The 25,060-nt window shown below is 43.9% G+C and carries 27 protein-coding genes and 1 tRNA gene; 3 read left to right on the top strand and 25 right to left on the bottom strand.

From position 1 onward, the window contains the following. Positions 1-230: 230 nt before the first annotated feature. The 9 genes from NLBNIHML_RS17270 to rpsF all read right to left on the bottom strand — a co-directional run bounded on the left by NLBNIHML_RS17270 (position 231) and on the right by rpsF (position 8,616). Positions 231-2,060, bottom strand: a complete 1,830-nt coding sequence (locus NLBNIHML_RS17270) for an oligopeptide ABC transporter substrate-binding protein (RefSeq protein WP_339238887.1) — start codon at positions 2,058-2,060, stop codon at positions 231-233. A 19-nt stretch (positions 2,061-2,079) separates the two neighbouring features. Continuing rightward, positions 2,080-2,985 carry an ABC transporter permease gene (locus NLBNIHML_RS17275; protein WP_253442274.1) on the bottom strand — a complete coding sequence of 302 codons (906 nt, stop codon included), beginning with the start codon at positions 2,983-2,985 and terminating at the stop codon, positions 2,080-2,082. A 29-nt stretch (positions 2,986-3,014) separates the two neighbouring features. Continuing rightward, positions 3,015-3,977 carry an oligopeptide ABC transporter permease gene (gene opp4B / locus NLBNIHML_RS17280; RefSeq protein ID WP_253442276.1) on the bottom strand — a complete coding sequence of 321 codons (963 nt, stop codon included), beginning with the start codon at positions 3,975-3,977 and terminating at the stop codon, positions 3,015-3,017. A 7-nt stretch (positions 3,978-3,984) separates the two neighbouring features. After that, positions 3,985-4,917: an ABC transporter ATP-binding protein gene (locus NLBNIHML_RS17285; RefSeq protein ID WP_339238889.1), complete on the bottom strand. Its 933-nt coding sequence runs from the start codon at positions 4,915-4,917 to the stop codon at positions 3,985-3,987. Continuing rightward, positions 4,917-5,921, bottom strand: a complete 1,005-nt coding sequence (locus tag NLBNIHML_RS17290; protein ID WP_339258133.1) for an ABC transporter ATP-binding protein — start codon at positions 5,919-5,921, stop codon at positions 4,917-4,919. Before NLBNIHML_RS17290 ends, NLBNIHML_RS17285 begins: the two co-directional genes overlap by 1 nt. A 727-nt stretch (positions 5,922-6,648) precedes the next feature. Then, positions 6,649-7,242 (bottom strand): M15 family metallopeptidase, encoded by a 594-nt coding sequence (locus NLBNIHML_RS17295; RefSeq protein WP_494352423.1) that lies wholly within the window; start codon positions 7,240-7,242, stop codon positions 6,649-6,651. Positions 7,243-7,459: 217 nt separating this feature from the next. Beyond that, entirely contained in the window at positions 7,460-7,732 is a 273-nt protein-coding gene (rpsR, locus tag NLBNIHML_RS17300; protein WP_017691433.1) for a 30S ribosomal protein S18, read from the bottom strand. A gap of 56 nt (positions 7,733-7,788) precedes the next feature. After that, positions 7,789-8,274 carry a single-stranded DNA-binding protein gene (gene ssb, locus NLBNIHML_RS17305; protein ID WP_307218987.1) on the bottom strand — a complete coding sequence of 162 codons (486 nt, stop codon included), beginning with the start codon at positions 8,272-8,274 and terminating at the stop codon, positions 7,789-7,791. A gap of 48 nt (positions 8,275-8,322) precedes the next feature. Continuing rightward, the gene (gene rpsF / locus NLBNIHML_RS17310; protein ID WP_036611944.1) at positions 8,323-8,616 is read right to left on the bottom strand and encodes a 30S ribosomal protein S6; all 294 of its coding nucleotides are present in this window, start codon (positions 8,614-8,616) and stop codon (positions 8,323-8,325) included. Between the two features lie 202 nt (positions 8,617-8,818). Here rpsF and NLBNIHML_RS17315 point away from each other — a divergent pair, with 202 nt between their 5' ends. Beyond that, a complete protein-coding gene (locus NLBNIHML_RS17315; protein ID WP_036611947.1) occupies positions 8,819-9,013 on the top strand; it encodes a YjzC family protein in 195 nt (64 codons plus the stop codon). A 441-nt stretch (positions 9,014-9,454) separates the two neighbouring features. Here the strand turns inward: NLBNIHML_RS17315 and NLBNIHML_RS17320 are convergent. The 4 genes from NLBNIHML_RS17320 to NLBNIHML_RS17335 all read right to left on the bottom strand — a co-directional run bounded on the left by NLBNIHML_RS17320 (position 9,455) and on the right by NLBNIHML_RS17335 (position 11,064). Beyond that, positions 9,455-9,545 (bottom strand) — tRNA-Ser (locus tag NLBNIHML_RS17320). Between the two features lie 103 nt (positions 9,546-9,648). Continuing rightward, positions 9,649-9,858 carry a DUF951 domain-containing protein gene (locus tag NLBNIHML_RS17325; protein ID WP_339238893.1) on the bottom strand — a complete coding sequence of 70 codons (210 nt, stop codon included), beginning with the start codon at positions 9,856-9,858 and terminating at the stop codon, positions 9,649-9,651. Continuing rightward, the gene (locus NLBNIHML_RS17330) at positions 9,848-10,786 is read right to left on the bottom strand and encodes a mechanosensitive ion channel family protein (RefSeq protein ID WP_472475402.1); all 939 of its coding nucleotides are present in this window, start codon (positions 10,784-10,786) and stop codon (positions 9,848-9,850) included. The genes NLBNIHML_RS17325 and NLBNIHML_RS17330 overlap by 11 nt, the downstream gene beginning before the upstream one ends. A gap of 14 nt (positions 10,787-10,800) precedes the next feature. Next, positions 10,801-11,064 (bottom strand): putative Se/S carrier protein, encoded by a 264-nt coding sequence (locus tag NLBNIHML_RS17335; protein WP_017691427.1) that lies wholly within the window; start codon positions 11,062-11,064, stop codon positions 10,801-10,803. Between the two features lie 117 nt (positions 11,065-11,181). Between NLBNIHML_RS17335 and yyaC the strand changes: the two genes are divergently transcribed. Further along, the gene (yyaC, locus tag NLBNIHML_RS17340; RefSeq protein WP_036611957.1) at positions 11,182-11,787 is read left to right on the top strand and encodes a spore protease YyaC; all 606 of its coding nucleotides are present in this window, start codon (positions 11,182-11,184) and stop codon (positions 11,785-11,787) included. Here the strand turns inward: yyaC and NLBNIHML_RS17345 are convergent. From NLBNIHML_RS17345 to rpmH, 12 genes are all read right to left on the bottom strand, one after another. Next, positions 11,762-12,262 (bottom strand): DUF4446 family protein, encoded by a 501-nt coding sequence (locus tag NLBNIHML_RS17345; RefSeq protein WP_062836527.1) that lies wholly within the window; start codon positions 12,260-12,262, stop codon positions 11,762-11,764. The two genes, yyaC and NLBNIHML_RS17345, sit on opposite strands and share 26 nt — an antisense overlap. 142 nt (positions 12,263-12,404) lie before the next feature. Then, positions 12,405-13,559, bottom strand: a complete 1,155-nt coding sequence (locus NLBNIHML_RS17350; protein WP_494352424.1) for an aminotransferase class V-fold PLP-dependent enzyme — start codon at positions 13,557-13,559, stop codon at positions 12,405-12,407. A 160-nt stretch (positions 13,560-13,719) separates the two neighbouring features. Next, positions 13,720-14,565 carry a ParB/RepB/Spo0J family partition protein gene (locus tag NLBNIHML_RS17355; RefSeq protein WP_339238899.1) on the bottom strand — a complete coding sequence of 282 codons (846 nt, stop codon included), beginning with the start codon at positions 14,563-14,565 and terminating at the stop codon, positions 13,720-13,722. Then, positions 14,558-15,319: a ParA family protein gene (locus tag NLBNIHML_RS17360; RefSeq protein ID WP_024629525.1), complete on the bottom strand. Its 762-nt coding sequence runs from the start codon at positions 15,317-15,319 to the stop codon at positions 14,558-14,560. The genes NLBNIHML_RS17355 and NLBNIHML_RS17360 overlap by 8 nt, the downstream gene beginning before the upstream one ends. Before the next feature lie 185 nt (positions 15,320-15,504). Then, positions 15,505-16,323, bottom strand: a complete 819-nt coding sequence (gene noc, locus NLBNIHML_RS17365) for a nucleoid occlusion protein (RefSeq protein WP_253442288.1) — start codon at positions 16,321-16,323, stop codon at positions 15,505-15,507. Between the two features lie 512 nt (positions 16,324-16,835). Next, positions 16,836-17,558, bottom strand: a complete 723-nt coding sequence (gene rsmG, locus NLBNIHML_RS17370) for a 16S rRNA (guanine(527)-N(7))-methyltransferase RsmG (RefSeq protein WP_062836523.1) — start codon at positions 17,556-17,558, stop codon at positions 16,836-16,838. After that, entirely contained in the window at positions 17,558-19,447 is a 1,890-nt protein-coding gene (gene mnmG / locus NLBNIHML_RS17375) for a tRNA uridine-5-carboxymethylaminomethyl(34) synthesis enzyme MnmG (protein ID WP_339258141.1), read from the bottom strand. The genes rsmG and mnmG overlap by 1 nt, the downstream gene beginning before the upstream one ends. Before the next feature lie 180 nt (positions 19,448-19,627). Next, positions 19,628-21,004: a tRNA uridine-5-carboxymethylaminomethyl(34) synthesis GTPase MnmE gene (mnmE, locus tag NLBNIHML_RS17380; protein ID WP_339238901.1), complete on the bottom strand. Its 1,377-nt coding sequence runs from the start codon at positions 21,002-21,004 to the stop codon at positions 19,628-19,630. 212 nt (positions 21,005-21,216) lie between these two features. After that, entirely contained in the window at positions 21,217-21,918 is a 702-nt protein-coding gene (jag, locus tag NLBNIHML_RS17385) for an RNA-binding cell elongation regulator Jag/EloR (RefSeq protein WP_339258143.1), read from the bottom strand. Further along, complete coding sequence (locus tag NLBNIHML_RS17390) at positions 21,915-22,793, bottom strand: YidC/Oxa1 family membrane protein insertase (RefSeq protein WP_124118701.1); 879 nt, start codon at positions 22,791-22,793, stop codon at positions 21,915-21,917. Before NLBNIHML_RS17390 ends, jag begins: the two co-directional genes overlap by 4 nt. 74 nt (positions 22,794-22,867) lie before the next feature. Continuing rightward, entirely contained in the window at positions 22,868-23,218 is a 351-nt protein-coding gene (rnpA, locus tag NLBNIHML_RS17395; RefSeq protein WP_036611981.1) for a ribonuclease P protein component, read from the bottom strand. A gap of 359 nt (positions 23,219-23,577) precedes the next feature. Further along, positions 23,578-23,712: a 50S ribosomal protein L34 gene (rpmH, locus tag NLBNIHML_RS17400; protein WP_017691413.1), complete on the bottom strand. Its 135-nt coding sequence runs from the start codon at positions 23,710-23,712 to the stop codon at positions 23,578-23,580. A gap of 611 nt (positions 23,713-24,323) precedes the next feature. On the opposite strand from rpmH, the gene NLBNIHML_RS17405 reads away from it, so the two are divergent. Continuing rightward, complete coding sequence (locus tag NLBNIHML_RS17405) at positions 24,324-24,998, top strand: GntR family transcriptional regulator (RefSeq protein WP_339238903.1); 675 nt, start codon at positions 24,324-24,326, stop codon at positions 24,996-24,998. Positions 24,999-25,060 lie beyond the last annotated feature (62 nt).

A 25,060-nucleotide genomic window follows, 5' to 3' on the forward strand; every position in this document is an offset into this window, starting at 1 on the left:
ATAGACGAAGTGAAGAGGCATTTTGTCTGCACTTTTTTGAAAAAAAGTTAAATTTTTTTTATTTTTTGGTTACAAAAAAAACATGAACCCCATACACCCATGCCAGAGTGTACAGAATCCATGTTTGTAAAGACACTTTAGTTCAATTTCCCAGGAGAATTCTTCATCATAATCTAGCAACCGACTTCTTAAAGGACCCCAATCCTTACAGTTACTACTGGAAGAAAGGATTACTCAGCTACAACTGCTTTTTCTGCATTCACTTGCAAGTCGCTCAGGTAAACACCTGTTCCATCGCCAATCGCGTAGTTCATTACACGTTTGTTAACTGGTGCTACAACTGCGCGATACAGTGTAGGGAATACAGGAACTTCATCTACCATGTATTGCTGCCATTGATTGTAGATCTCTTTACGCTTGTCTACATCGAATGCTTCAGCAGAGATACCTTGTGCCAGCAATTTGTCATTCTCTTCGCTGGAGAATCTGGAGAAGTTGTAGAGTGCATCACGGCCGTACAGGCCAGATGGATCTACGTCAATACCAACACCCCATGCGGCTTGATACACATCAATGTTCGGATCATCTTTACCTGTGTTACCTACACGGTCATAGAAGCTGTTGAATTCAACCATTTCCAGGTTTACTTTCAAACCAATAGCTGCCCATGATTGAACATAATAACGTGCCAATGGTTCAGCTGTGTCCCCACCAGTCATAGATACAAAGTTGATTTCGAGTGGTGTTCCATCCGGATTGGTACGGAATTCACCATCCAGTTTGTAACCAGCTTCATCAAGCAAAGCTTTCGCTGCTTCTGGATCATACGTTACACCTGGATTGCTGGCATCATGGAATTCTGGGTGAGACGGTGGAATCAGGGTTGTTGCATTCCAACGCAGGCCATTATAGAAACGTTTACCAACTTGATCGTTATCTACAGCCATCCACATTGCTTTACGCAAGTTTTTGTCGCCCATTTTTGCTTCAGCATTGCTTTTAACTTTTCCATTCTCTTCATCCCACGTTCCCAGTTTGAAACCGATGTACGTATAAGCACGATCGATTGCGCCCAGGAATTCTACGTTGGACAGGTTAGCATTGTCTTTATATTGATCTGTCGGGAAGGCATCCACGAGGTCTACCCCGCCAGATTTCAGTTCTTGAACAACCGTTGTCGGGTTGATAACTTTCAGAGTTACACTATCCAGTTTTGGAGCTCCACGCCAGTAGTCATCGTTTTTAACAAAAGTTACAGACTCACCTGGAGTGATAACATCCACTTTAAATGGACCAAAACCAATTGGTTTTTCACGTACTTCTTTGGAAGAAGACATTTTTGCTACATCCATATCTCCGAAGATATGTTTAGCGAGTGGGTACGTCCACACGCCACCTGTCAGCAGGGACGGAGTAGATTCTTTATACGTAATGCTGATTTGTTTGTCGCTCAGCACCTTAATACCAGAGATTGTTTTTGCTTTTCCAGCATGATACTCATCCATACCCACTACACTAGTGAAGTTGGAGTCGTAACGTGGACCATCATACGCTTTGTTACCGATAACTTCATAAGCAAACTGCAGATCTTCAGCCGTTACCGGCTTACCATCATGCCAGTTTACATTGTCGCGAATAGTCAGTGTGAACGTTTTACCATCTTCGGAAGTCTCATATGTTGCAGCACCATCATTGGTGTACACATAGTCTTTATCCCAAGTCAGCAAACCTTCATCGAACCATTGAAGAACCTGTGCATCAGGGTTACCGGAATAAAAGTTGAAATTCAGTGTACCTTCAAAAGCAGTATCCGATACAAGTCCGAATGTAATTGATCCACCTTCGATCGCAGTACCTTCATTCGTTTTGACATTGTTGAAGTCTTCAATGGAGTAAACGCCCTCTTCATTAGCAGGTTTTTCCTCCGTTTTTCCCTCTTCTGTGTTGTTGGTAGCAGGAGCTGGAGTAGCTGCTTCTTTTTCAGAGCACGCTGCGAGCACCAATACAAAGACCAACATCATCGTGAAAAATAGTCCCCGTGAAAATAATCCCTTTTTCATGAACCTTTCCTCCCTTTTTTTAACCTCTTCTTTGTCTTGCATCAGTCGCACGCTTTAGGGCTTGACCGACATTATTTATACTCAACATCAATACCAGGATCAGTACTGATGCGGGTAGCCATATCCACCATCTGGATTCCAGGGTTTGCGGATTACGTGCATAACTTACGAGTGTTCCAAGACTAGGCGTACTTTCGGGAAAACCAAACCCGAGGAAAGACAGCCCTGATTCGAGGCCAATGTTGGCAGCGAGATTCAATGTCATCGTTACGATGATAATGGAGCTCAGATTCGGAAGAACCTGTGAGAGCATAATCTTCAGATGAGAAGAGCCCAATGTTTTTGAAGCTTTTACATAGTCCAGCTCCCGTTCCTGTAATGCTTTAGAACGAATCAATCTGGCGATACCCATCCAGAGAAACGCCGTCATGATTAGAGAGAACGAGATGATATTGTATTTCGGTACTGCCGTAACAAACGCGATAACAATCATCAACATCGGAAGGATCATGAAGAAGTCAACAACACGCATAAACAGGTTGTCTATCATTCCACCGAAGTAACCGGATAAAAGGCCAATTAAGATACCTATGAAGCCAGTCATTAACGTTACAATAATTCCAATAGTCAGCGAGTTACGTGTACCAATGACCAGTTGGCCAAATACATCACGACCCCCATAGTCTGTTCCAAGCCAATATTGTGCAGAAGGTGGTTCATATAAGGCAAACAGATCCACGCGTACGATATCATCCTGATTCAGAATGAGAGACGTGCCATACACCAGCAACATGACCAAGCCCAAGAAAATGAGCGAGATTAGTGCCACCTTATCTCTGACAAGCTCCCTCCATAAAATACTCAAACTGGAGGGGCTTTTATCAACTTTTTGTGAAGTTACAACTACCTCGTTGGCCTTGCTCATCTTGTTTTCACCCCGAAATCTTCAAGTTCTTACTTGATCCGTATACGTGGATCTACAATTCCCAGAATTATGTCAGACAGCAATGCCCCGAGAATGGAAGCTACGCCATATAACAATACGAGTGCAGTCACAACGCTGAAGTCACGCAATGAGATGGAATTCAGGAACAACTGTCCCATACCTGGATAACTGAATATGCTTTCGATAAATACAGTACCACCGATAAGCCCCGTAATCTCATATCCGAAGAATGCGGCGATAGGTAGTAGCGAGTTTCTCAAAATATGTCTGTTATAGATCCTGGATTCTGAAGCCCCTTTGGCTCTCGCAGTAATAACGAATTCCTTATGCTTGATATCAATGATTTCACTACGCAAATATTGAACGGTAGATACCGTTGTAATCAGTGCCATGGATAATGCCGGCAATAATAGATGATAGAACTTACTCATTACGTAGCTGAATGTGCCTGGTGTAAGTCCTGGCGCAACGCTTCCTCCCGTCGGGAACCAGCCGAAATGGAATCCGAAGATCCATACCATCACCAGTGCGAAGATAAACAATGGAGCGGCGAAGCCCAAGTAGGTGTAACCAGTGATCAACCGATCAGACCAGGTATCGTTGTAACGACCACTGATGATACCCAGTGGAATAGCAATCAGGTAAGTCAGTACAAGTGTCGCCAGTGCGAGCCAGAACGTGTTTGCTACACGTTGACCGATCAGGTCCGTAACGGGCATTTTGAAACGGAAGGATTGTCCAAAATCACCTTGGATGGCGTTTTTGATCCAGTCCCAATATTGCACGTACCAAGGATTATTCAATCCCAGTCTCTCTCGCTGGGCTTCCAACGCTTTGGGATCAACGCTTGGATCAAGCAATCCGGTTAGCGCATCACCCGGCATGGCCTTGGCCATCAGAAAGACCAAAAGACTTAGTAAAAAGATCTGAGGGATCATTATGATAATTCTGCGTACTATCGTTTTCCACATATGGCCTTCAACCTTTCTGAGGTAGAGCTACTCGGTGAGTATCGGAAATGGATTGGAGCGAGTATGCAAGCCCTTCCTCATCAAAGAAATTTCGGTATGAATGTTCATACTCGGACTTGACCTGTTGACGGAAGGCTACCATTTCCTCTCGTTTGGTTGGGTCCATATCCGGAATGGCAGCAATCAGACGTTTGGTATAGATGTGTTGCGGATTCTCAAAAATATCATTCGTTGTACCTTGTTCCACATATCTACCTTTATACATAATTCCGATCTGATCACACATATGGCGGATGATGCCCAGATCGTGACTGATGAACAGATACGTCAGATTTAATTCTTTTTGAATCTCCTGCATAAAGTTAAGTACCTGAGCCTGTACTGATACATCCAGTGCAGAGACAGGTTCATCCGCGATAATCAGCTTCGGCTTCAGTGCAATAGCCCGTGCAATGCCGATCCGTTGCCGCTGCCCCCCTGAGAATTCATGCGGATACTTGTAGATGGACTCCGGACTCAGACCAACTTTTTCAAGTAATTCTCTTACTTGTCTTTTCTCCTCGGTCGCTGTCAGACGCTCATAGTTACGAAACGGCTCAGCGATGATATCGATAACCCGCTTCTTTGGATTCAGTGATGAATATGGGTCTTGGAAAATCATTTGTACATCCCGCTGAAGCTGCCTGTTTTTACGTCGCTCCGTAGCCAGATTTTTACCGTTAAACAGAATTTTTCCGTCAGTGACATGGTTCAGCCCAATAATGGCTCTACCTGTTGTCGTCTTGCCTGAACCTGATTCGCCAACCAGTCCATAAGTCTGTCCTTGTTCAATGGAGAAGCTCACATCATCAACAGCCTTTACACTGCCGATTTCCCGTTTAAGCAACCCCCCGCGAATCGGAAAGTGTATCTTGAGCCCTTCTACTTCGAGTAATGCCATTATGTTATTCCTCCTCCGCTTTGGTCAGGGAAATGAAAGTGCTGGTAACAGGTACACCGTACAAAGTGACCTGGTGCAATTTCATGCATCTGCGGGTTCTCTTCATGAGCCGATTCACTAATCCATGGAATTCTGGCTTTGAATCTGCACCCTTTGCGAGGAAGATTTTTGAGTGATGGTACGATGCCTTGGATAACATGTAATTTGGATCTTTCTTCAGACAGGGTGGGAATAGAATTCAACAATGAGCGGGTATATGGATGCTTCGCATCGTTCATCAATGTGAAGATATCTGCGATTTCAACAATTTCGCCTGCGTACATAACGGCAACGCGATCAGCCATCTCAGCCACAACACCCAAATCATGTGTAATCAGAATAATGCCTGCGTTAATTTCATTCTTCAGATCTCGGATTAGCTCCAGAATCTGTAGTTGAATGGTAACGTCAAGCGCCGTCGTTGGTTCATCGGCTATGAGTAGTTCTGGTTTGTTAGCAATCGCAATGGCGATGACAATTCTCTGTCTCATACCACCAGATAATTCGTGGGGATACTGCTTGTATATTTGTTCGGGACGTGGAATCCCTACCTGATTCAATAAGTGAATAACCTTCTCTCTCTTCTCTCTGGAAGACAGCTTAGACTGATGAAGTGTAAGGATCTCTTCAATCTGTTCACCAATAATCATTAGAGGGTTTAACGCAGACAATGGATCCTGAAAAATCATAGCCATTTCTTTACCGCGTAGCTTGTTCAACTTGTTTGGAGAGATGTTGGCAATATCTTGTCCTTTATAGAGAATCTGGCCTTCGATTTTTGCTTTGTTATGCAAGCCCATAAGAGAGAATGCAAAAGCACTTTTACCTGACCCGGATTCACCTACAATCGCCAACACTTCATTTTTTTTCACCTTAAGGTTAACGTGATCCACTGCTGCATAATAGTCATCTTCAATTCTGAATGATGTCGTTAGATTTCTGACTTCCAATAGCTCTGTATTCAAATCAATCACCCTAACCCCATAATTTCCGTAGATTGTATTCGTGTGTAGAGGAATGCATCCACTGTATATTTCCAAGTTCTTGAAGATAACGAACAATAGCTTATACAAAATACCAAATCATTAGGAGAAACTAGTTTAAGAGACTTATATTTAGACCATTGGTCAATTAATGTTGATAATTCCTAGTGGAATTATACAGCAAATAATTAATGTAATCATACGTGTAATTTTAGCTAACGTCAATGCTTATTTTGAGATTTTTGGTATAAATGTTTTTTATACTACAGATTTGGATATTAGTAATATTATAAAGGCATATAGCAAGGATTTGGGGAGTTATTTTCATGTTTTTAGATGTGAGGTGCACATAGGCAATTGGTCAATTTAACATATACATAACATAATAGTTACATCAGTTGTATGTGTATCTCTTAATTAGGGTAGAGTTTCTTAAATTAACGTGAGGTAAATGTTACATTTAGTAGTGTTGATTATATCTCGAACTATAGCTGAAATTTATTCAATTGGAGCTACCATGCTTATATTTGAAATAATATGTGCGATCAAAGTAAAAAATCTAGTTATTATAGTATAGTTTTATTTATTTGCTTATGTAAAGACCAAATTGTCATCTTTTATCATTTATTTTACAAAAGAAAGAAAAAAGCCCTGCAAAATGCAGTGCTTAGTTAATATTTATTCATTTCATTGTATATAAACAATTGTTTTAGGAAGTTTCAGGAGGCCTTTTACCACGTTTTAACTCATTGATACTCAAGCCAAAATCCATCTGTAAGTGAGGATAGTCCGGAAAGTTAGCCCAGTCTCCACCCCAAGTGAAACCTAACTCTTTGGCGAGATCTACAACTTCCATCCAGTCTGCCTTGCCATTCCCGTTATCATCTCGCTCCATATCCCACACCACATCACCCTCAGGCGTCCTCAATGCAAAATCAATAGCTAATCCATAGTTATGATATGACTCACCACCACGCGCATTCGTAACGATATTACCTGCACTTGAGCGTCCTTGGTTGAATAGTGCGTCTTGCTCCTCAGAACTTCGGTAGCCGTGGGTAATAACCATCTCTATTCCTCGTCTCGCTGCCTTCCGTACCAATAATTTCTCATTCTCTGCTACCACAGGATGAAGGCCTGTGATCGGTACAACCTCTTGAATCGTTGTCCCGGGCCACATGCTATCTATATCACCTTTTTGCTGTAACCATACATATATAATGGAAAGTAAAAGAGTTGCTAGAATCCAGGTTTTCAGACTTCTCTTTTTTCTCTGTTTGCCTCTACGCTTTGATGTATTCATATCCACTCCTGGTGATTATTCTGAAATATAGCTATTTCTGCGAACTGAGCCTTTTCAGTAGATTAGACTCTATTATAATTCATTTGAGCCTTAAATGCTTCTATCACCATAGTTTTGGAATCTCAGATTAGCCAGAGTGAGCATGTTATTTTATTGTATAAATACAAAAAAGCAGCCGGCTATGAGCCGACTGCTTCGTATGCAAGCTGAGTATATACTACTCAGTTGTGTATGGCAATAATGCGATTTGACGGGAGCGTTTGATTGCAATCGTCAGCATGCGTTGATATTTAGCGCTAGTACCTGTTACACGGCGTGGCAAAATTTTTCCACGTTCGCTGATAAATTTACGAAGCAAGTCCGTATCTTTATAATCGATGTGAGTAATTTTGTTAGCTGTGAAGAAGCACACTTTACGACGTTTATTACGGCCGCCACGACGTGCCGGTCTTTTATCGTTGTCTCCGCCTTCTCTTTGCTTGAAGCCCATGCTTTTCAGTCCTTTCCTATCATGTAACCCATATCTCCGAAGAGTATCAGCTCATGTTAAAATGGCAAATCATCATCCGATATATCAATCGGTTTTCCGTCATCAGAAAAAGGATCCTGATTGTTGCTACGCGAATTATTGTTATTGTTCGCGCGTCCGCCGCCTCCATAAGAAGGCTCTTCACGCATTGGTTGCCCACCGCCGCCACCGCTATTATCACGGTTAGCTGACTCCAAGAAACGAACATTATCAGCAATAACTTCGGTCACGTATACACGTTTTCCTTCGTTATTCTCGTAGTTCCGTACTTGAATGCGTCCTTCGACTGCAGCCAGGCGTCCTTTGCGCAAATAGTTTGCACAGGTCTCGGCAAGCTGTCTCCAGGTTACGACCGGAATGAAATCGGCTTCCCTTTCTCCTCCTTGGCTTGTAAACGGTCTGTCCACTGCCAAAGTAAATTGCGTAACTGCTACTCCTGCTGGAGTGTAACGCAACTCAGGATCCCGGGTTAACCGTCCGATCAGAATGACACGGTTCAACAATGTAATCCCCTCCTTCAGAGCGTATTGGTGCGTTAATCACGAGTTGTCTTAAGCAGACTTAACGTCGTTGGTAATGAGATAACGAATTACTTCGTCAGAAATCTTCATGAGACGCTCAAGTTCAGTTACAACTGCTGGTTCAGCAGTGAAATGTACCAGAACATAAAAACCATCACGGAATTTCTTGATCTCATACGCAAGACGGCGTTTACCCATAACGTCGTGAGCTGTAACTTCACCACCGCCGTTGGAGATGATGCCTTGGAATTTATCGACTGTAGCTTGAACAACTTCTTGCTCAATGTCAGGACGAATAATGTACATCACTTCATATTTGCGCATAATTTTCACCTCCTTATGGACTCTGGCCCTCAATCCAGGTTGAGAGCAAGGAACGAGCACAAACTCGAACTATATTAATATAACAAATACCGAGTCAAAGTGCAAGCAAACGTTCCCTGTACATATTGGCACATGATCAGCCCGGCTATGGAGCACACTACAAAAGCAACAAAGTAACATAATCTGCAGAGGAGGTTTTATCATGGGTGAAAAAACCGAGTTTGAACCAGGAGACAAAGCCCCAAACGATGGAGAGTACACGGAAGTTGGGGAAAAAAGCTTTGTCACGGAAATTCAGAATCCAAAGCGGGTTACACTGCAAAAAGGTGAAGCATTTCCCGAAACAAGCAATCAAAATCGTAAGTGGAAGAAGCTGACCAAAGCCCGCGTCCATTAATCGCAATACTTTTTTCACAATCCATGTATACAATACGGAATAAAGCACATAATACAATTAGGCGGTGCACGAGAGAGGTGTGGTTCCGTTGGACAACGAAGCCGATCATTCGCTGTTGGAGATTCATCACGTAATTTAAGAAGCAAGTGGTTATGTGTTGTAAGGCCCTTCGTCTGAAGCACGCGTATTGCTACGTGCAGTACACCAAGTTTCTGATTGTTACGACCGATTGTTTCCTAACAAACAAATGCACCGCCGGATAAAGAGCCCTTCGGGGCTCTTTATTTTTCGACTTTAATCATTGTTGATGTATCTGATATGGATACGTGTTCAATACATATTCGATAAAACGTTATACCAAAAAAGACTTCCCTAATGGGAAGTCTTATTAACGATCTTTTTTATAAAACTCAATGTGTATTGAGTAAATTGTAAATGAAGTGGCGGAAAGGGTGGGATTCGAACCCACGCACGCTGTGACACGCCTAACTGATTTCGAGTCAGCCCCCTTGGGCCTCTTGGGTACCTTTCCGCAGCAATATTGATTATAGCATGATCATTTACAGAACGCAACACTCATGCGGGGCCTGCATGTAAACGTTATTTTGAGCACCCTGCCCCTATTATTTTCAAGGTCATGATTCAGTGGACTCTTCGGCTGAGCGCAGTACTTTCTTCATGTTTTTCTCGAATTTTGCTCTTGGAATCAATACGCTATGTTTGCAACCGACACACTTGATCCGAATATCCATACCCATACGAATGATCTCCATTTCATTACTGCCACAGGGATGCTGCTTCTTCATCTGCACGATATCCCCAAGCTGGAAACTTTTACGCTCCACCTGTGCCATCCCCCTCATCTTTATCCAAAGCTGCTGCCTGTTCCAATGCTGCTTGATGACTCATCTCACGATACTCCAGCGTTTTTTTCACATCGCCCTGAATCTGACGTTCCACAGAAGCACGAGAGTTAGGCATACATTCAGCCACAATTCGCACCACATACTCTGATGTGGACATCGACTGTATACCGAGCACATCCGGCACCTTCACAATATTTAGGTCACGCTCTTCGATTCCGACCAAAGATTTCTTTACCAGATGTACCGACTCATCGAGAGTTAAGTCCGCCTTCATCGGAATATCCACTACAGCCAGCGAATTCGACATGGAGTAGTTCGTTACACTTGCAATCGTCCCGTTCGGGATAATGTGAACCTCACCTTGCCAGCTGACCAGTTTGGTTGTTCTAAGTCCGATCACCTCAACCGTTCCCTTGTAGGTTCCCGTCTGTATAACATCCCCCACAGCGAACTGGTCCTCCAATATAATGAAGAAACCCGTAATCACATCCTTGACCAGACCCTGTGCACCGAAACCAATGGCAAGCCCCAGCACACCTGCACTCGCGAGTAGCGGTCCAACTTGGATATTGATCTCAGATAACAGTAGCAGAATCATAATAAAATTACATGTTATGGAGGTCGCATTTTTCAACAGTTCCCCTACAGTTACGAATCTGCGCGGATTTACGCGAATCTTGCCTTCCTGCTTGCGTTCCATAGAACGATCTATAATGCGATATACCACCCTAATGACAATACGGGTGATGATAAAAATAATGATGATCCGAATGGAGCTGAACATAATGTTAAGCCACATATCGGGATCTGCAATTCTGTTCCAGACTTTATCCGTCCAACGAAGGGCTTCACTCAAAGCACCAGTGGTGCCACTATTGTCCTCTTGAGCAAATTGAAATGGCAACATCCAGCATGCCTCCTCTACATCGGTATGTTATCATAGCTGTCTTCTGTTTTGAAATAGAGGCCCCGGATCTCTACGAACTCGTTACGAATGATCTTTTGCACTCGCTCCAGATCCTCTTTTGGAAACTGGATACACAGCGCGCACCCTGCTGTAATTTCTTTTGGCGTAGGGAACAAATCAATCTCTATCTCCGCAAACTCCAGCAGCATTTCAGCACGCAGGGCCTGCTGGGTTGAATCAAATGCAATCAGCATCCAGTCGTTAATCCATTCGTCCATGTCTGGCTCCTTTCGCCATACGTTTAACCTTGGAGAAAAAGCTTGTCCTCGTGAAGTATAAAACGCTCTACCTTTCCATATACTGTTACTACTATTCCAAGGGAAAGGATAGATCCTATGAATCCTACTTCGCGTTCCTTTTCATCACAAGACATGACCAGTTTAAAAATCCCCCATACCGATCCAGGCATTCACTCCGCCATTACCCATCGGTTGATGTTCCATCTCTATAAAGCCCATTCTCTGCAAAATGTAGTGATCGTCTGCATCGGCACTGATCGCTCAACAGGCGACTGCCTTGGTCCTCTGGTCGGATCAGCCCTTTCCAAGTGGGACAGCCCTTTATTCCATCTCTATGGTACCTTGGATGAACCCGTCCATGCGATGAACCTGCAGGATACACTTCACAATATACAAAAAACACACCATAACCCTTATGTGATTGGCATTGATGCCTGTCTAGGACAATCATCCAGTGTAGGATGCATTCAAGTCGTCAATGGCCCACTCAAACCAGGTGCGGGAGTAAATAAAGAATTACCGCCGGTCGGCGATATCCATCTGACAGGTATCGTTAACGTCGGCGGCTTTATGGAATACTTTGTTCTACAGAACACACGGCTCAGTCTCGTTATGCGCATGTCCGAGATTATATCCAGCAGTCTGTATTCGGCCATCCGGGAATGGCATACACGTTCTACTCTGCTTGCTGTGCCAGAGTAATAGCTTCCTTTTCCTCTGGGGACAGAGTATACGCGGACTCTCCCCCTTTAAGAGGTTTTGCATATACATAAGAACCGTCACGGTTATATATCCCCGTAAGGATCATGCCATCCTGACTGTCGTTAATCATAGCCATGGAGAAGCTCAGATCACTGCCATGCTCTCCATAGGCATTGTATCTTTTCACGCCAACTTTACCTTGAATGCGGGTCAGCTTTTGCATGACAACTTGCAGCTGATTCGTTTGCAGTTTGTGTTCATCCTCAATGCTGTCCATCTGAATTTTCAGATTAATCAGCAATGACTCCAGGTCCTCTACTCCACTGCCAGCCATCATGGCTTCATATTTACGTTTAAACTTTCGTAACTTTGCTCCTTGAGCAATACTCACAATCAGCAAGATCACCGTAAGTAATGCCATTCCGCCAATAATCCATAACAGCTGTTCCAGAATCAGCTCGTTTAATTCAGCCATGTAAGTGCAACTACCCCTCTATATTTTTGATCAGATTAACGTCTGTCTGTAATATTATCATTTATTATAAATCAACCCGATATCCCTAAGCTTAATCACACAGCAGCACACTACCAAATGAGTTCAACATTTCAACTATAATCTAGTCTGCCCCCGTCAATTCCAACACTGCCTTAACGAGCGCATCCACATCTTCTCGAGTTGAATTGTATCCCACACTTGCCCTTACTGCTCCGGTAGCGGTTGTACCAGCAGATTCATGTGCAAGCGGTGTGCAATGAAAACCGGAGCGAACCGCAATCCCGTAATTCCGATCTAATCGGAAGGCGAGTTGTGCTGAATCATACCCATCCATAGTAAAAGATACCAATCCAGTACGTGGCTGTCCAATCTCTGGACCAAGCATGCGAATACCCTTAACCGATGACAAACCGTCCATCATATGTTGGGTCAGTTCCCACTCATGCTGGTAGATAAACGTTGGTGTCATTTCCAGTACGTGCTTCACGCCCGCATTCAACCCTGCGATCCCGACTGTATTGGGTGTCCCCGCTTCATACCGATCAGGACGCACTTTGGGCTGCTCCAGAGCTTCTGATTGACTTCCTGTGCCCCCATGAAGCAAAGGCTCTATATCGAGCTCAGGAGCAATGTATAAGCCTCCTGTACCCTGAGGACCAAGCAGTCCCTTATGCCCTGGAAAAGCCAACATATCAATGCCCAGTTGTTGTACATTCACAGGCATAACCCCAGCACTCTGCGCCGCATCTACCAATAAAATCGCCCGATGTTTACGACACAGAAGCGAAATTTCTCCAATAGGAAGAATACTGCCAAGCAGATTCGAACTATGTGTACATACCACCAATCTAGTATTAGAACGAAACATACGTTCCATTTGCATCAGATCAATGGCTCCTGAAGCATCAACAGGTACATAATCAATCTCCACATTTCGGAGTCTGCGCATGTACTCCAGTGGACGTCTAACTGAGTTATGTTCAGCCATGGTGGCAATCACATGATCGCCTTCCTGGAGCGAACCTTGAATAGCCAGATTCAAGGCTTCTGTCGTATTTGATCCGAAGGCAATATCATTCGCATTTTTGATTCCAAAAATATCAGATACGGATTTTCTCGCCTCGAACAGTACACGACTTGCTTGAACAGCCATTCGGTGGCTTCCTCTGCCCGGATTAGCCCCTGCAATCTCCATGGCATTCAGCATCGAATCACCGACAGCAGGTGGTTTGGGCCAAGATGTTGCTGCATGATCCAGATAGATAATTCCTTCCACCTCACAACCACCTCTGTCCCTAAAATTAATAATTCGCCTACACGTACTACGTATATGACCCTGTAAACAAAGAATGACATATCGTTTCTCCATGGTACAGAGGCGATATGTCATGACATGAGTAAGCCCCGCATGTTGTTAATGAATCTTGGACCGACTGTTATTGTAACAATTCCAATAGCCGTTCCAGATCCTGTTGACTGTAGTAGTTGAGCTCAATTTTACCTTTATCTTTATTGTGCTTGATTTTCACTGTTGTTTTGAAACGTTCACGCAGAGATTCTTCCAACGTATCAATAAATGGATCTTTCTTTTTCAACTTCGACTTGGCTTTAGCCTCACCTGTTTTGGAACGATCCAGTTGTTGAACAGCTTCCTCCAACTCACGTACACTCCATTGCTGATCAATGGTTTGTTTGGCAAGTTGCTTCACTACAACCTCATCTTTAATACCCACGATGGCACGTGCATGTCCCATGGATAATGTTCCACGTGAAACATGGTCCTTCACTTCTTCCGGCAAGGATAACAGACGCAAGAAGTTAGCGATGTGAGAACGTGATTTACCTACTTTTACAGATAACTCTTCCTGAGTCAACGCGAATTGATCCATCAACCCCTGATAAGCAACTGCAACTTCCATCGCATTCAGATTCTCCCGTTGCAGGTTCTCGATCAAAGCAATCTCCATTACCTGCTGGTCACTGAAGTTGCGGACTACGGCCGGTACAGTGGCATTACCACAATATTGTGATGCTCTGAACCGTCGCTCTCCAGCAATAATCTCATAACCTCTTAATACAGGACGAACTATAATAGGTTGTATGACACCATGCTGACGAATGGACTCCGCCAGTTCATGGATTGCGCCCTCATCAAATACTTTACGTGGTTGATAGGGGTTAGCCCGCAGTTGACTAATCGGGATTTCTACGACTTTATCATCGTCATTAATTGAAAGCGAAGGAATGAGGGCATCAAGACCTTTTCCAAGCCGCTTACTCATAAGAAATCACTTCCTTTGCGAGCTCTAGATACACTTCCGCCCCTCTGGAACGAGGATCATACGTAATAATGGATTGACCATGAGATGGCGCTTCACTAAGCCGTACGTTACGCGGAATAATCGTTTGATATACTTTTTGTTGAAAATACTTTTTCACTTCTTCAATAACCTGTATCCCCAGATTGGTCCGTGCATCAAACATCGTTAGCAATACCCCTTCAATCTGCAGGGATGTATTCAGATGTTTTTGTACCAAACGAACCGTATTAAGCAATTGACTTAATCCTTCAAGTGCATAGTACTCACACTGGATCGGAATGATCACCGAATCGGAAGCGGTTAACGAATTGATCGTTAACATGCCAAGGGATGGTGGACAATCGATCAGTATGTAATCATAGTTTTTTTTCACCATGGCGAGTGATTTTTTCAGGCGAACTTCCCGTGATATCGTGGACACCAATTCAATCTCGGCTCCGGCAAGCTGAATCGTTGCAGGTATGATATGAAGACCTTCAATCTGAGTCTCCACAATCGCTTCTTGAGGAGGGACCTCATTAATGATGACATCATATATACAATTAGCCACATCTGCTTTATTGATTCCAACTCCGCTGGTTGTATTCCCCTGAGGGTCAATATCGACAAGCAATACTCTTTTCCCGAGTGAAGCCAGTCCTGCACCCAAGTTAACAGATGTCGTCGTTTTCCCCACACCGCCCTTTTGATTTGCTACGGCCATAATCTTAGACAATTACTTCACCTCAAATAAAATAGGAGTCTTTTCTTGTAGGTTGTGAGATATTGTTAACAAAAAGCAGGTGGCTATCGTCCACACAAACAACAACTACCGTTCCATCACTATACCGACCTTTAAAATGTCAGACCTGGCTTGCTTTATAGACATAAAAAGCGGCCCATTGCCGCCATAAGCTTCAATTATTTACGTTTGGGAATATGGATAACGATCTCATAATGATCCTCATGGTCTGCTTCTTTTGTTTTGATATCCAGACCAGAGCCAGTTACCATATCAATGGATTGGCGAATCGTATTCAGTGCAAGTCTAACGTCCTTGGTAAAGGAAATACGTTTGGATTTTTTGATCTTGGAAGATTCCTTATAAAAGGCAACACGTGCCTCTGTCTGTTTCACGTTCAATTCTTTCTCAATAATCTCACCGAGCAACTTCATCTGCAGTTCTTCCGTATCGAGAGAAAGTAATGCTCTTGCATGACGTTCAGAAATTTTGCGTTCCATCAATGCAGCCTTAATGCCATCCGGTAGCTGTAACAACCGGATTTTGTTGGCAATGGTTGACTGGCTTTTGCCGAGTCGTTGCGCAAGACTTTCCTGTGTCAGCTGATGCAAGTCGATCAGCTTCTGATAAGCGACGGCTTCTTCAATTGAAGTCAATCCTTCACGTTGCAGGTTCTCAATCAGTGCAATGGATGCGGCCTGAGAATCGTTGAATTCACGCACAATAGCAGGAATCGTATCCAAACCCAGTTTTCGAACTGCACGCCAGCGACGTTCCCCGGCAATAATCTCATATGATCCATTTCGCACGCGAACGACAATAGGCTGAATGACGCCATGTGTTTTGATCGTCTGCAACAACTCATCAATTTTATCATCATCAAAAATAGTACGGGGTTGATATGGGCTGCTCACAATTTCATTAACCGGAATCTGTTTGATCTCATCTCCGTTATTGCGCTCCGCCAAACCAAACAACTTCGAAAATTGTTCTTTCATTCCGCAGATTACCACCTAGTTTCGTAATAGCTCCCACAGTCTTTGCAGGTGCTTCTTATTCAATAAGCGACCCTTCAATTGCATCGTTCTTGGAATAAGTTTTGCCTTTCATAATGCTTTCTGTCATGCAACATCGGACGCATATCCATCTATCTATACATATAATCTATGATCACTGTGACCCAGGATCGGATACTTCTATTCTATCATCTTTTCTATCATAATCCTATGCTTACCTATTCTTTAAACTCTGCTAATTTTCCTGCTTTTTCTTTGTGAATATTGGAAATATGACCACTGGCACATATTCAATTAGCGAAAATGTTTATGAGCTAATTTACACGAAGTTTATCATGAGAGGTTCTTTTGGAAATATGTAAAATGCCTTGTCTGTGATGTTAACTAAACCTTTCCTTTTAAAAACAAAAAAAGAAGATGTTTCACGTGAAACATCCTCTTAATACGTGTTTACAATCTATTTAGTTATGACTGATTACACAGCCATCACAATACTATACCAGTGGCGTCTTCATTGGAGTGCCTGGTTTGCGTGGATACTTATATGGTGTCTTATCAAATTTCTGAATCAGGATGATATGACGCTCTGATTCTTCAACCGGTAGCTGAAATGGATGAACAGCCTTAACCCGTCCTTTCAGCTGATTGAAGCTGAATTCCGCCTCTTTCATTTCCTCACGCGGGTCTCCGCCCTTCATTGCAGCGAATATTCCACTTTTACGAACAAAAGGAAGACAGAATTCATTCAGCACAGCCAGCTTGGCTACCGCACGCGCCGTAACGAGATCGTAGCTGTCACGATATCCTTCTTTGCGTCCAATCTCTTCAGCACGTCCATGAACCAACTCCACGTCTGTCAGGCCAAGGATATCTACCACATGCTGTAGAAAGCCAATCCGTTTATTCAACGAATCAATGATCGTAAGCTTAATGTGCGGGAAACAGATTTTCAGTGGCAATCCAGGAAAACCTGCTCCAGAACCAATGTCAGCCAGCTTATTCACTTTGGTCATGTCAGTATAAAAAGCCAGTGATACTGAATCATAGAAATGCTTGGTATACACTTGCTCACGATCCGTGATTCCAGTCAGATTCATCTTTTCATTCCAGGATACCAATTCCTGATAATACAACTCGAATTGCTCCAACTGGAGTTCTCCCAGCTCTAATCCATGTTTCTTTAAGCGCCGCTGCAGTTGCTGTTGAATATCGTCCATTATTGTCCCCTTGCTGCGGTTACACGGTTATAATGCTCCAGGTAGACCAGCAGAATGGAGATGTCGGCAGGAGTAACTCCAGCAATACGAGAAGCCTGACCAATCGAGATTGGACGAATCATAGCGAGCTTCTGCTTGGCTTCCATAGCAAGACCATGAATCTCATCATATACGATGGTGTCCGGAATTTTCTTTTTCTCCATCTTTTGCAAACGTTCCACGTGGATCAATTGTTTCTCAATATAACCCGCATATTTAATTTGTATTTCGACTTGTTCTTTCATATCTGCTGTCAGTTCTACCTCAGATGGTGAGAGTTGTTCAATCAGTTCATACCCCAGTTCCGGGCGACGTAGCAAGGTAAGCAACGTACTGCCATCCTGAATAGGTGTAGATCCGTACTCTTCTAACTTCGCGTTCACTTCAACCGGGCGAGCTTTAGCCACTTTCAGACGTGCGACTTCCTGCTCGACTTTCGCCTTTTTATCCAGGAATTTCGCATAACGATCATCTGGGATCAGACCAATGTCATGTCCAATTTCCGTCAAGCGCATATCTGCATTATCATGACGAAGCAGCAGACGATATTCAGCACGCGAAGTCAACAGACGATACGGTTCATTCGTACCCTTCGTTACCAGATCATCAATCAGCACGCCAATATATCCTTGGGAGCGATCAAGCACAATCGGCTCTTTATCTTGTACTTTGCGTGCTGCATTAATGCCAGCCATAACGCCTTGTCCAGCCGCTTCTTCATAACCGGATGTACCATTAATCTGACCTGCTGTGAACAGACCTGGCAGACGTTTGGTTTCAAGTGATGGCCACAATTGTGTAGGTACCATCGCATCATATTCAATCGCATAACCGTTACGCATCATTTCCACTTTTTCCATACCTGGAATGGAGCGCAGAACCGCAAGTTGAACATCTTCCGGCAGACTTGTAGATAGTCCCTGCACATAATACTCGGATGTATTTTTGCCTTCCGGCTCGAGGAAAATCTGATGTTTAGGCTTGTCACTAAACCGAACAATTTTATCCTCAATGGATGGACAATAACGCGGTCCAGTCCCTTCAATTACCCCCGAAAACATCGGTGCGCGATGCAGATTATCATTAATAATCTGATGTGTTTCCACAGATGTATACGTCAACCAGCAAGGCAGCTGCTCATTATCGGAAGATTCTGTTTCATAGGAAAAGAACTTCGGCTCATCATCGCCAGGCTGAATTTCGGTTTTGCTAAAATCAATCGTATCCTTATGCACACGTGGTGGTGTACCTGTTTTGAAACGAACCAGATCAAAGCCCAGTTCACGCAGATGCTCTGACAATTTAAGAGATGGTTGTTGATTGTTCGGTCCACTCTCATACATCAGCTCACCCATGATCACTTTGCCGCGCAAGTATGTGCCTGTCGTCAGAACGACTGCTTTGGCCCGATACTCTGTTCCCGTCTGGGTCACGACGCCTACACATTTTCCGTCTTCAACGATCAGGCGATCAACCATACCTTGACGCATCGTCAGATTACGTTCATTCTCCATTGTTTCCTTCATTTTATGTTGGTAGGAGAATTTATCTGCCTGAGCACGAAGCGCGTGAACAGCAGGCCCTTTACCTGTGTTAAGCATCCGCATCTGAATAAAGGTCTTATCAATATTTCGTCCCATTTCTCCACCAAGAGCATCAATCTCACGAACGACATGTCCTTTCGCCGGTCCCCCAATGGATGGGTTACAAGGCATAAAGGCCACCATATCCAGATTGATCGTAATCATTAGTGTTTTGGACCCCATACGAGCTGCGGCCAGTGCGGATTCCACACCAGCATGCCCTGCACCAACGACGATTACATCATAACTGCCGCCATCAAAAGCCATTCCCGTTTACCCCCTTATAATGAAAACAAAATACTTCTAACCGTTCATCGGAACTTGCATTCCTATCTATATGAAACCAACACGTAATGGCTACAACATCATTCCATCCTTTGACAACAGGCAGAAATTGTACCTTTCCATCATACACTACGATTCAAGTCAATCTGCAGTATATTTTTTTTACTTTCCTAGACAGAACTGGGAGAAAATCTGATCAATTAATGCATCATGTGCTGTATCTCCAACAATCTCGCCCAAATGCTCCCACGCCAAACGAACGTCAATCTGAATCATATCAATCGGAACGAACTGATCTGCTGCTTCATAGGCATCAACCAGGGACTGCTTTGCTTTTTTGAGCAACGCAATATGACGCACATTGCTGACATAGGTCAGGTCTGCGGACTCCAGTTTACCACTGAAAAATAGTGTAGAGATGGCATCTTCCAGTCGATCCACACCCAGATCATCTTTCACTGACATCGGTACAAGCCTTTCTTCCGGAATGTAACGAAGCAGCACGTCACGTTCTACCTGTGGCGTTAAGTCCATTTTATTCATAATGATTATCGATTGTCTACCGCGGATTTGTTCCAATAATTCAATCTCATCCGGATGAAGTGGCTCCGCAGCATTCACGACCATTAAGATTAGATCGGCTTCACTTACCGCGGAACGTGAACGTTCTACCCCGATCTTCTCAACAACGTCCATCGTTTCCCGAATTCCTGCCGTATCAAGCAACTTCAGCGGGATATTATTAATCGTAATAAACTCCTCGATTACATCACGAGTTGTTCCTGGAATGTCCGTGACGATAGCTCGATTATCTTGCGCAAGTGTATTCATCAATGAGGATTTACCTACGTTAGGTCGTCCAACGATCGCCGTCGTGATCCCTTCCCGCAGGATCTTTCCTTGTTCTGCTGTAGTCAACAATTTATCAATTTCAGTCATAACCTGACTGGACTTTTCTTTAATAAAATCAGACGTTAACGATTCCACATCATGCTCTGGATAATCAATATTCACTTCAATATGAGCCAATGTTTCCACCAAAGTATAGCGTAGATCACGCAGTTTGGAGGACAGTTTACCTTCAACCTGTTTCAATGCAACCGAGAAAGCCCGGTCCGATTTGGAACGAATAAGATCCATGACACCTTCAGCCTGAGACAGGTCAATCCGCCCATTCAGGAAAGCACGCTTCGTGAACTCACCGGGTTCAGCCAGACGAATATCAAGCTGCAATAGCAGATCCATGACCCGTTTTACCGACACCACGCCGCCATGCGCACTAATCTCCACGACATCTTCGGTTGTGAACGACCGAGGTGCTCGCATGACTGTAACCAGCACTTCCTCGATCTTCTCGCCGCTCGCCGGATCTATAATATGACCATAATGGACCGTATGGGATGCTGCCTGAGTTAAAGGGGTTTTGCTGCGGAAAATCTTTTCCGTCTCCGACACTGCTTCCGGGCCGCTGACCCGGATCACGGCGATACCCGCCTCTCCGACAGCCGTTGATATCGCTGTGATCGTATCACTGATCATGGTTATCTCTCCTTGCTCTATTTTAAAATTGCCGTCCCTCGGGGAACGCCATATCCATTTTCAAATCTATTAATGATATAACATATGACATGTCACTTATCGTATTAAGTTCACTCTTTGCTTGTTTCTACACACCTTACCAAATTGCTTCTGTACGAAAAAAGCAATGGCTTCTGCACCGGGCAGGAAGCCATTGCGTCTTCAATTTCGTGTTATTTCGTCGTAATAACCACACGCCGATTAGGCTCCTCACCCTTACTTAATGTCTTAATCTGCGGGTGGTTTTGCAGTTTAGCATGAATGACTTTTCGTTCGAGCGGAGGCATTGGCTCCAGTACAACTTCCTTGCCGGTACGGATGGCTTGTCCAGCCAACCGTTCAGCCAGATCCTCCAGCGTCTTCCGCCGACGTTGACGGAAATTCTCCGCGTCGAGCACAATTCGAACAAAGCTTTCCGAGTATCGGTTCGCTACAATGTTCGTTAGATACTGAAGCGCATCCAACGTCTGTCCACGTCTGCCAATAATCATGCCCAGATCTTCGCCGGCAATATTGAAGATATGTCCATCCCGCTGTTTTTTGATATGCACTTCAACATCCAGTCCCATACCTGCTGCGACCTCTTTCAAGAAAGCAGCCGCTTCTTCATAGGGATTTTTAGCTGCGATATCCTCAAGTAATGCATCTACTTCAGGTTGGTATGCAGCTGGCTTGATCGGCTGTGGGACAACTTCAGGTACAGGCAACAATTTCACTTCTACTTTGGCCGCCCTCACCCCGAACAAACCCAGGAATCCTTTTGACGGCTGCTCTAACACTTGTATCTCGACCTTGTCCCGACTTACGCCAAGCTCAGTCAATCCTTGGTTTACAGCATCTTCAACGGTTTTTCCTGACGTAATGACTTTGGTCATTTCGATTTTTTGGCCCCTTTCGACCCTTTTCCAGAGACGGTCGCTTTGCCACCGTTTTTGCGTTTAGCTCCATTTTTGGAAGAGCTATTCTGCTTCACGTTGACCTCAGCCACGATTTTATCATTATTCCGGTAAAGGAAATAGTTTTGCACGATCGTGTAGATGTTACTGTAGAACCAGTACAGCGGAAGTGCTGAAGGGAACTGGTAAGACATCACGAAGATCAAAATTGGGTATACCCACAGCATGAACTGCATCGGTCCCACTTGCTGTGCAGGGTTCATACGCATCATCATCCATGTTTGAATGAATGTTGTGATCGCAGCCAGCACTGGCAAAATAAACAGGTGATCCGGTTCTCCGAGCTGGAGCCACAAGAAATCATGGGTTCTCAGACTGGAGTTTCCATAAATTGAGTTATAAAGTGCGATGTAAATCGGCATCTGAATGATAAGCGGCAGACAACCGGCCATCGGATTAACTTTGTTCTCTTGAAACAACTTCATTGTTTCTTGCTGAACTTTCTCAGGTGTATCTTTATACTTCGCTTGAATCTCCTTCAGTTGCGGCTGAATTGCCTGCATGGCTTTGGAGCTACGGACCTGTTTCATTGTTAATGGTAAAATCAATGTCCGAACAATAAGCACCATTACGAGGACAGCCAGTCCATATTCACCGTTAAACCAGTTGGCGAATGTATCGAGCGCTAGTGAAAACCAATATACAACATTACTTTGCCAGAATGAGCCACTGTTCTTCAGATCTTCCGTAGTAACCCCGGCTCCTTGTGGAGTACATCCGGCGAGTACGGTGACCATTGCAATGACTGCAATGAGGAGAATCCACTTCCCCTTTGATGTCTTCAATCGCGACACTTCATAACCCCTCTCTTAACCATTCCATTCCACCGTAAATCATACCATAATTAGGAGGACAAATAAACCGAAGCTTACCGCTTACTTGACTTCAAAAGTGAGCCCTTGCGCATCGCATGGAGCAGGCTTTTTTCCATTTCCTTATAGGGCATGTCCAGCGCACCTTTTCTGACGATAAAAATCAGATCCATCTGCGTAACGATCTCATGTTCATGATGACGAACAATTTCCTTAATCATGCGTCTCATCCGGTTGCGTACGACAGCGTTTCCGATTTTCTTGCTGCAGGATACACCAACCCGGAATTGTTCCGTATCTTTACGGCGGCAGCCATACACCACGAATTGATGATTGGCAAACGATTTTCCATACCGGTATACGCGGCTAAAGTCCGCCCGGTTTCGTAGACGCAGTCTTTTATACACGGCGCTTCTCCTTGCTGTTCTCCATCATTGTTATTGACGGAGGCCTCATTACTGATTTAGTATAGGCTTTCTTGAATGACGGTAAACCGTCTTGGCGACAACTTCATTTGGACTGATTGTTGATCGACTAATTGAACCGCATAAACATTCATCCGGGATAATTGCTAATCGGCCAAAGGAAACGAACCAACATTCATCCTTATATAAAGGTAAGTTTTCGTAAAATGGAAAACTCACTCCACATACATCGTGTGTGTTCAGCACTTTTTCGCAGACCTTTCAGACCTGATCTGTACCAGCATCCAGTCTAAATTGAGCTCATTAAGAAAAAAAAGACCACCTCGGTGGTCTTCAATGCATTAAGCACTCAGGTTTTTACGGCCTTTAAGGCGACGTGCGGCCAAAATTTTACGGCCGTTGCTCGTGCTCATTCTTTTCCGGAAACCATGAACTTTTTTACGTTTGCTAACGTTCGGTTTGAATGTAGGTCTCAATGTATTGCACCTCCTCACAAGGAAATACTTATGTGATGAATCACTTTCATCTTCACAGAAAACACCTTTATATATTTAACCATGTCCACCTGCAAAAGTCAACTGCAAGACGCACAGCTTCTCCCTCTTTTATATATCCTCTCCAGCTCTCCCAAAGTAATGACCACAGTCCGTTCACTTGAATCCCATTACCAAGCCACGAAGAGAGTCCTGAAAGTTATCCCCAGACCTTGATCAGATCAGCATATTTCAGCATTTATAGTTATCCACACCCTCCAATACCCACTATCTCCTTTATTCCATTCTGTTTGAAGTTATTCACATGTGGATAATGATTATAGGCTATTGATATTGTCGAATTCCAATAATGTTGTATCCGCTTCAATTATGGTTTACAAGCTTTTAAGAAAGGTGTAGGATAAAAATCACATCTTGTATACAAGTATATGGATGGAGCTGATTACTTACCTGCCTTTAGTAGTCCTTTGAAAAAAACATTAGCCGTTAGCTTGTAGCTGCAAACTATGGATTGAACTGAAATGTCCAGTCCGCAAAATAGTTATGTTATGATCAGTAATGAACTGATTATTATTAATAGGAGCGTTAGCCATATGCTATTTCCTTCTTCCTGGCTTCAAGGGGCTTCCCGTGGTGAAGCCATTGCCTGCGAATTAAGGTTACGGATCATCAGTGGTACCCTTCGACCTGGAGAGATTTTGTCGGAAAATCGAATTGCGGCTGATTTTGACAGCAGTCGTTCACCTGTTCGTGAAGCGTTACGAACATTGTCCAATGAAGGCCTTATTCGGCTTGAACGGATGGGTGTCGTTGTCATTGGACTACGAATCAAGGATGTCGAAGAATTGTATGATGTCCGTTTCCTGATTGAAAGTTTTGTGCAGCAGCGACTCGCAGGTGATGTTCCAGCGTCATTAATCACCCAGTTGCGTAACGTAATCGACAAAATGCAACTCGCTGGACGACATCAGGACGCTGTCGAATTCGCCTACCAGGACCTCGTTTTCCACGAAACGATTATTGAAGCCGCCCAGCATTCCCGTATTTCACATCTATGGAAGAGTATTCGATACGTTGTGATGACCGTTATGCTGCTCACGACGCGCAGAGTATTTGTTCAAGGCGAGCAGAAAGTAAGCGCTGTAATTGAGAAACACCGTTTGCTCGTTGAAGCACTTGAATCCGGTGACAAAATGCTCATCCAGGCTGGAGTCCGCACATACTTCCAGGATTCCGGTAAAACCCTGCACGAAAGCTTTGATTCCTAAAAAGAGCAAGGCGTTTGCAATCATATCCGCTGTGAGTGATTGCGGCTTAACTTGTCGACAAG

This window comes from Paenibacillus sp. JNU01 (assembly GCF_059130585.1).

What these genes read in the sequence shown, in the direction of transcription:
- NLBNIHML_RS17275 (WP_253442274.1), bottom strand. Translation starts at nt 2,985, where the DNA reads ATGAGCAAGGCCAACGAGGTAGTTGTAACTTCACAAAAAGTTGATAAA.
- mnmG (WP_339258141.1), bottom strand. Translation starts at nt 19,447, where the DNA reads ATGGCTTTTGATGGCGGCAGTTATGATGTAATCGTCGTTGGTGCAGGG.
- NLBNIHML_RS17315 (WP_036611947.1), top strand. Translation starts at nt 8,819, where the DNA reads ATGGGTGAAAAAACCGAGTTTGAACCAGGAGACAAAGCCCCAAACGAT.
- yyaC (WP_036611957.1), top strand. Translation starts at nt 11,182, where the DNA reads ATGAATCCTACTTCGCGTTCCTTTTCATCACAAGACATGACCAGTTTA.
- opp4B (WP_253442276.1), bottom strand. Translation starts at nt 3,977, where the DNA reads ATGTGGAAAACGATAGTACGCAGAATTATCATAATGATCCCTCAGATC.
- NLBNIHML_RS17345 (WP_062836527.1), bottom strand. Translation starts at nt 12,262, where the DNA reads ATGGCTGAATTAAACGAGCTGATTCTGGAACAGCTGTTATGGATTATT.
- NLBNIHML_RS17405 (WP_339238903.1), top strand. Translation starts at nt 24,324, where the DNA reads ATGCTATTTCCTTCTTCCTGGCTTCAAGGGGCTTCCCGTGGTGAAGCC.
- NLBNIHML_RS17295 (WP_494352423.1), bottom strand. Translation starts at nt 7,242, where the DNA reads ATGAATACATCAAAGCGTAGAGGCAAACAGAGAAAAAAGAGAAGTCTG.
- mnmE (WP_339238901.1), bottom strand. Translation starts at nt 21,004, where the DNA reads ATGATCAGTGATACGATCACAGCGATATCAACGGCTGTCGGAGAGGCG.
- NLBNIHML_RS17335 (WP_017691427.1), bottom strand. Translation starts at nt 11,064, where the DNA reads ATGGACGAATGGATTAACGACTGGATGCTGATTGCATTTGATTCAACC.
- jag (WP_339258143.1), bottom strand. Translation starts at nt 21,918, where the DNA reads ATGACCAAAGTCATTACGTCAGGAAAAACCGTTGAAGATGCTGTAAAC.
- NLBNIHML_RS17330 (WP_472475402.1), bottom strand. Translation starts at nt 10,786, where the DNA reads ATGTTGCCATTTCAATTTGCTCAAGAGGACAATAGTGGCACCACTGGT.
- rsmG (WP_062836523.1), bottom strand. Translation starts at nt 17,558, where the DNA reads ATGGACGATATTCAACAGCAACTGCAGCGGCGCTTAAAGAAACATGGA.
- noc (WP_253442288.1), bottom strand. Translation starts at nt 16,323, where the DNA reads ATGAAAGAACAATTTTCGAAGTTGTTTGGTTTGGCGGAGCGCAATAAC.
- NLBNIHML_RS17285 (WP_339238889.1), bottom strand. Translation starts at nt 4,917, where the DNA reads ATGGCATTACTCGAAGTAGAAGGGCTCAAGATACACTTTCCGATTCGC.
- rpsF (WP_036611944.1), bottom strand. Translation starts at nt 8,616, where the DNA reads ATGCGCAAATATGAAGTGATGTACATTATTCGTCCTGACATTGAGCAA.
- rpsR (WP_017691433.1), bottom strand. Translation starts at nt 7,732, where the DNA reads ATGGGCTTCAAGCAAAGAGAAGGCGGAGACAACGATAAAAGACCGGCA.
- NLBNIHML_RS17270 (WP_339238887.1), bottom strand. Translation starts at nt 2,060, where the DNA reads ATGAAAAAGGGATTATTTTCACGGGGACTATTTTTCACGATGATGTTG.
- NLBNIHML_RS17355 (WP_339238899.1), bottom strand. Translation starts at nt 14,565, where the DNA reads ATGAGTAAGCGGCTTGGAAAAGGTCTTGATGCCCTCATTCCTTCGCTT.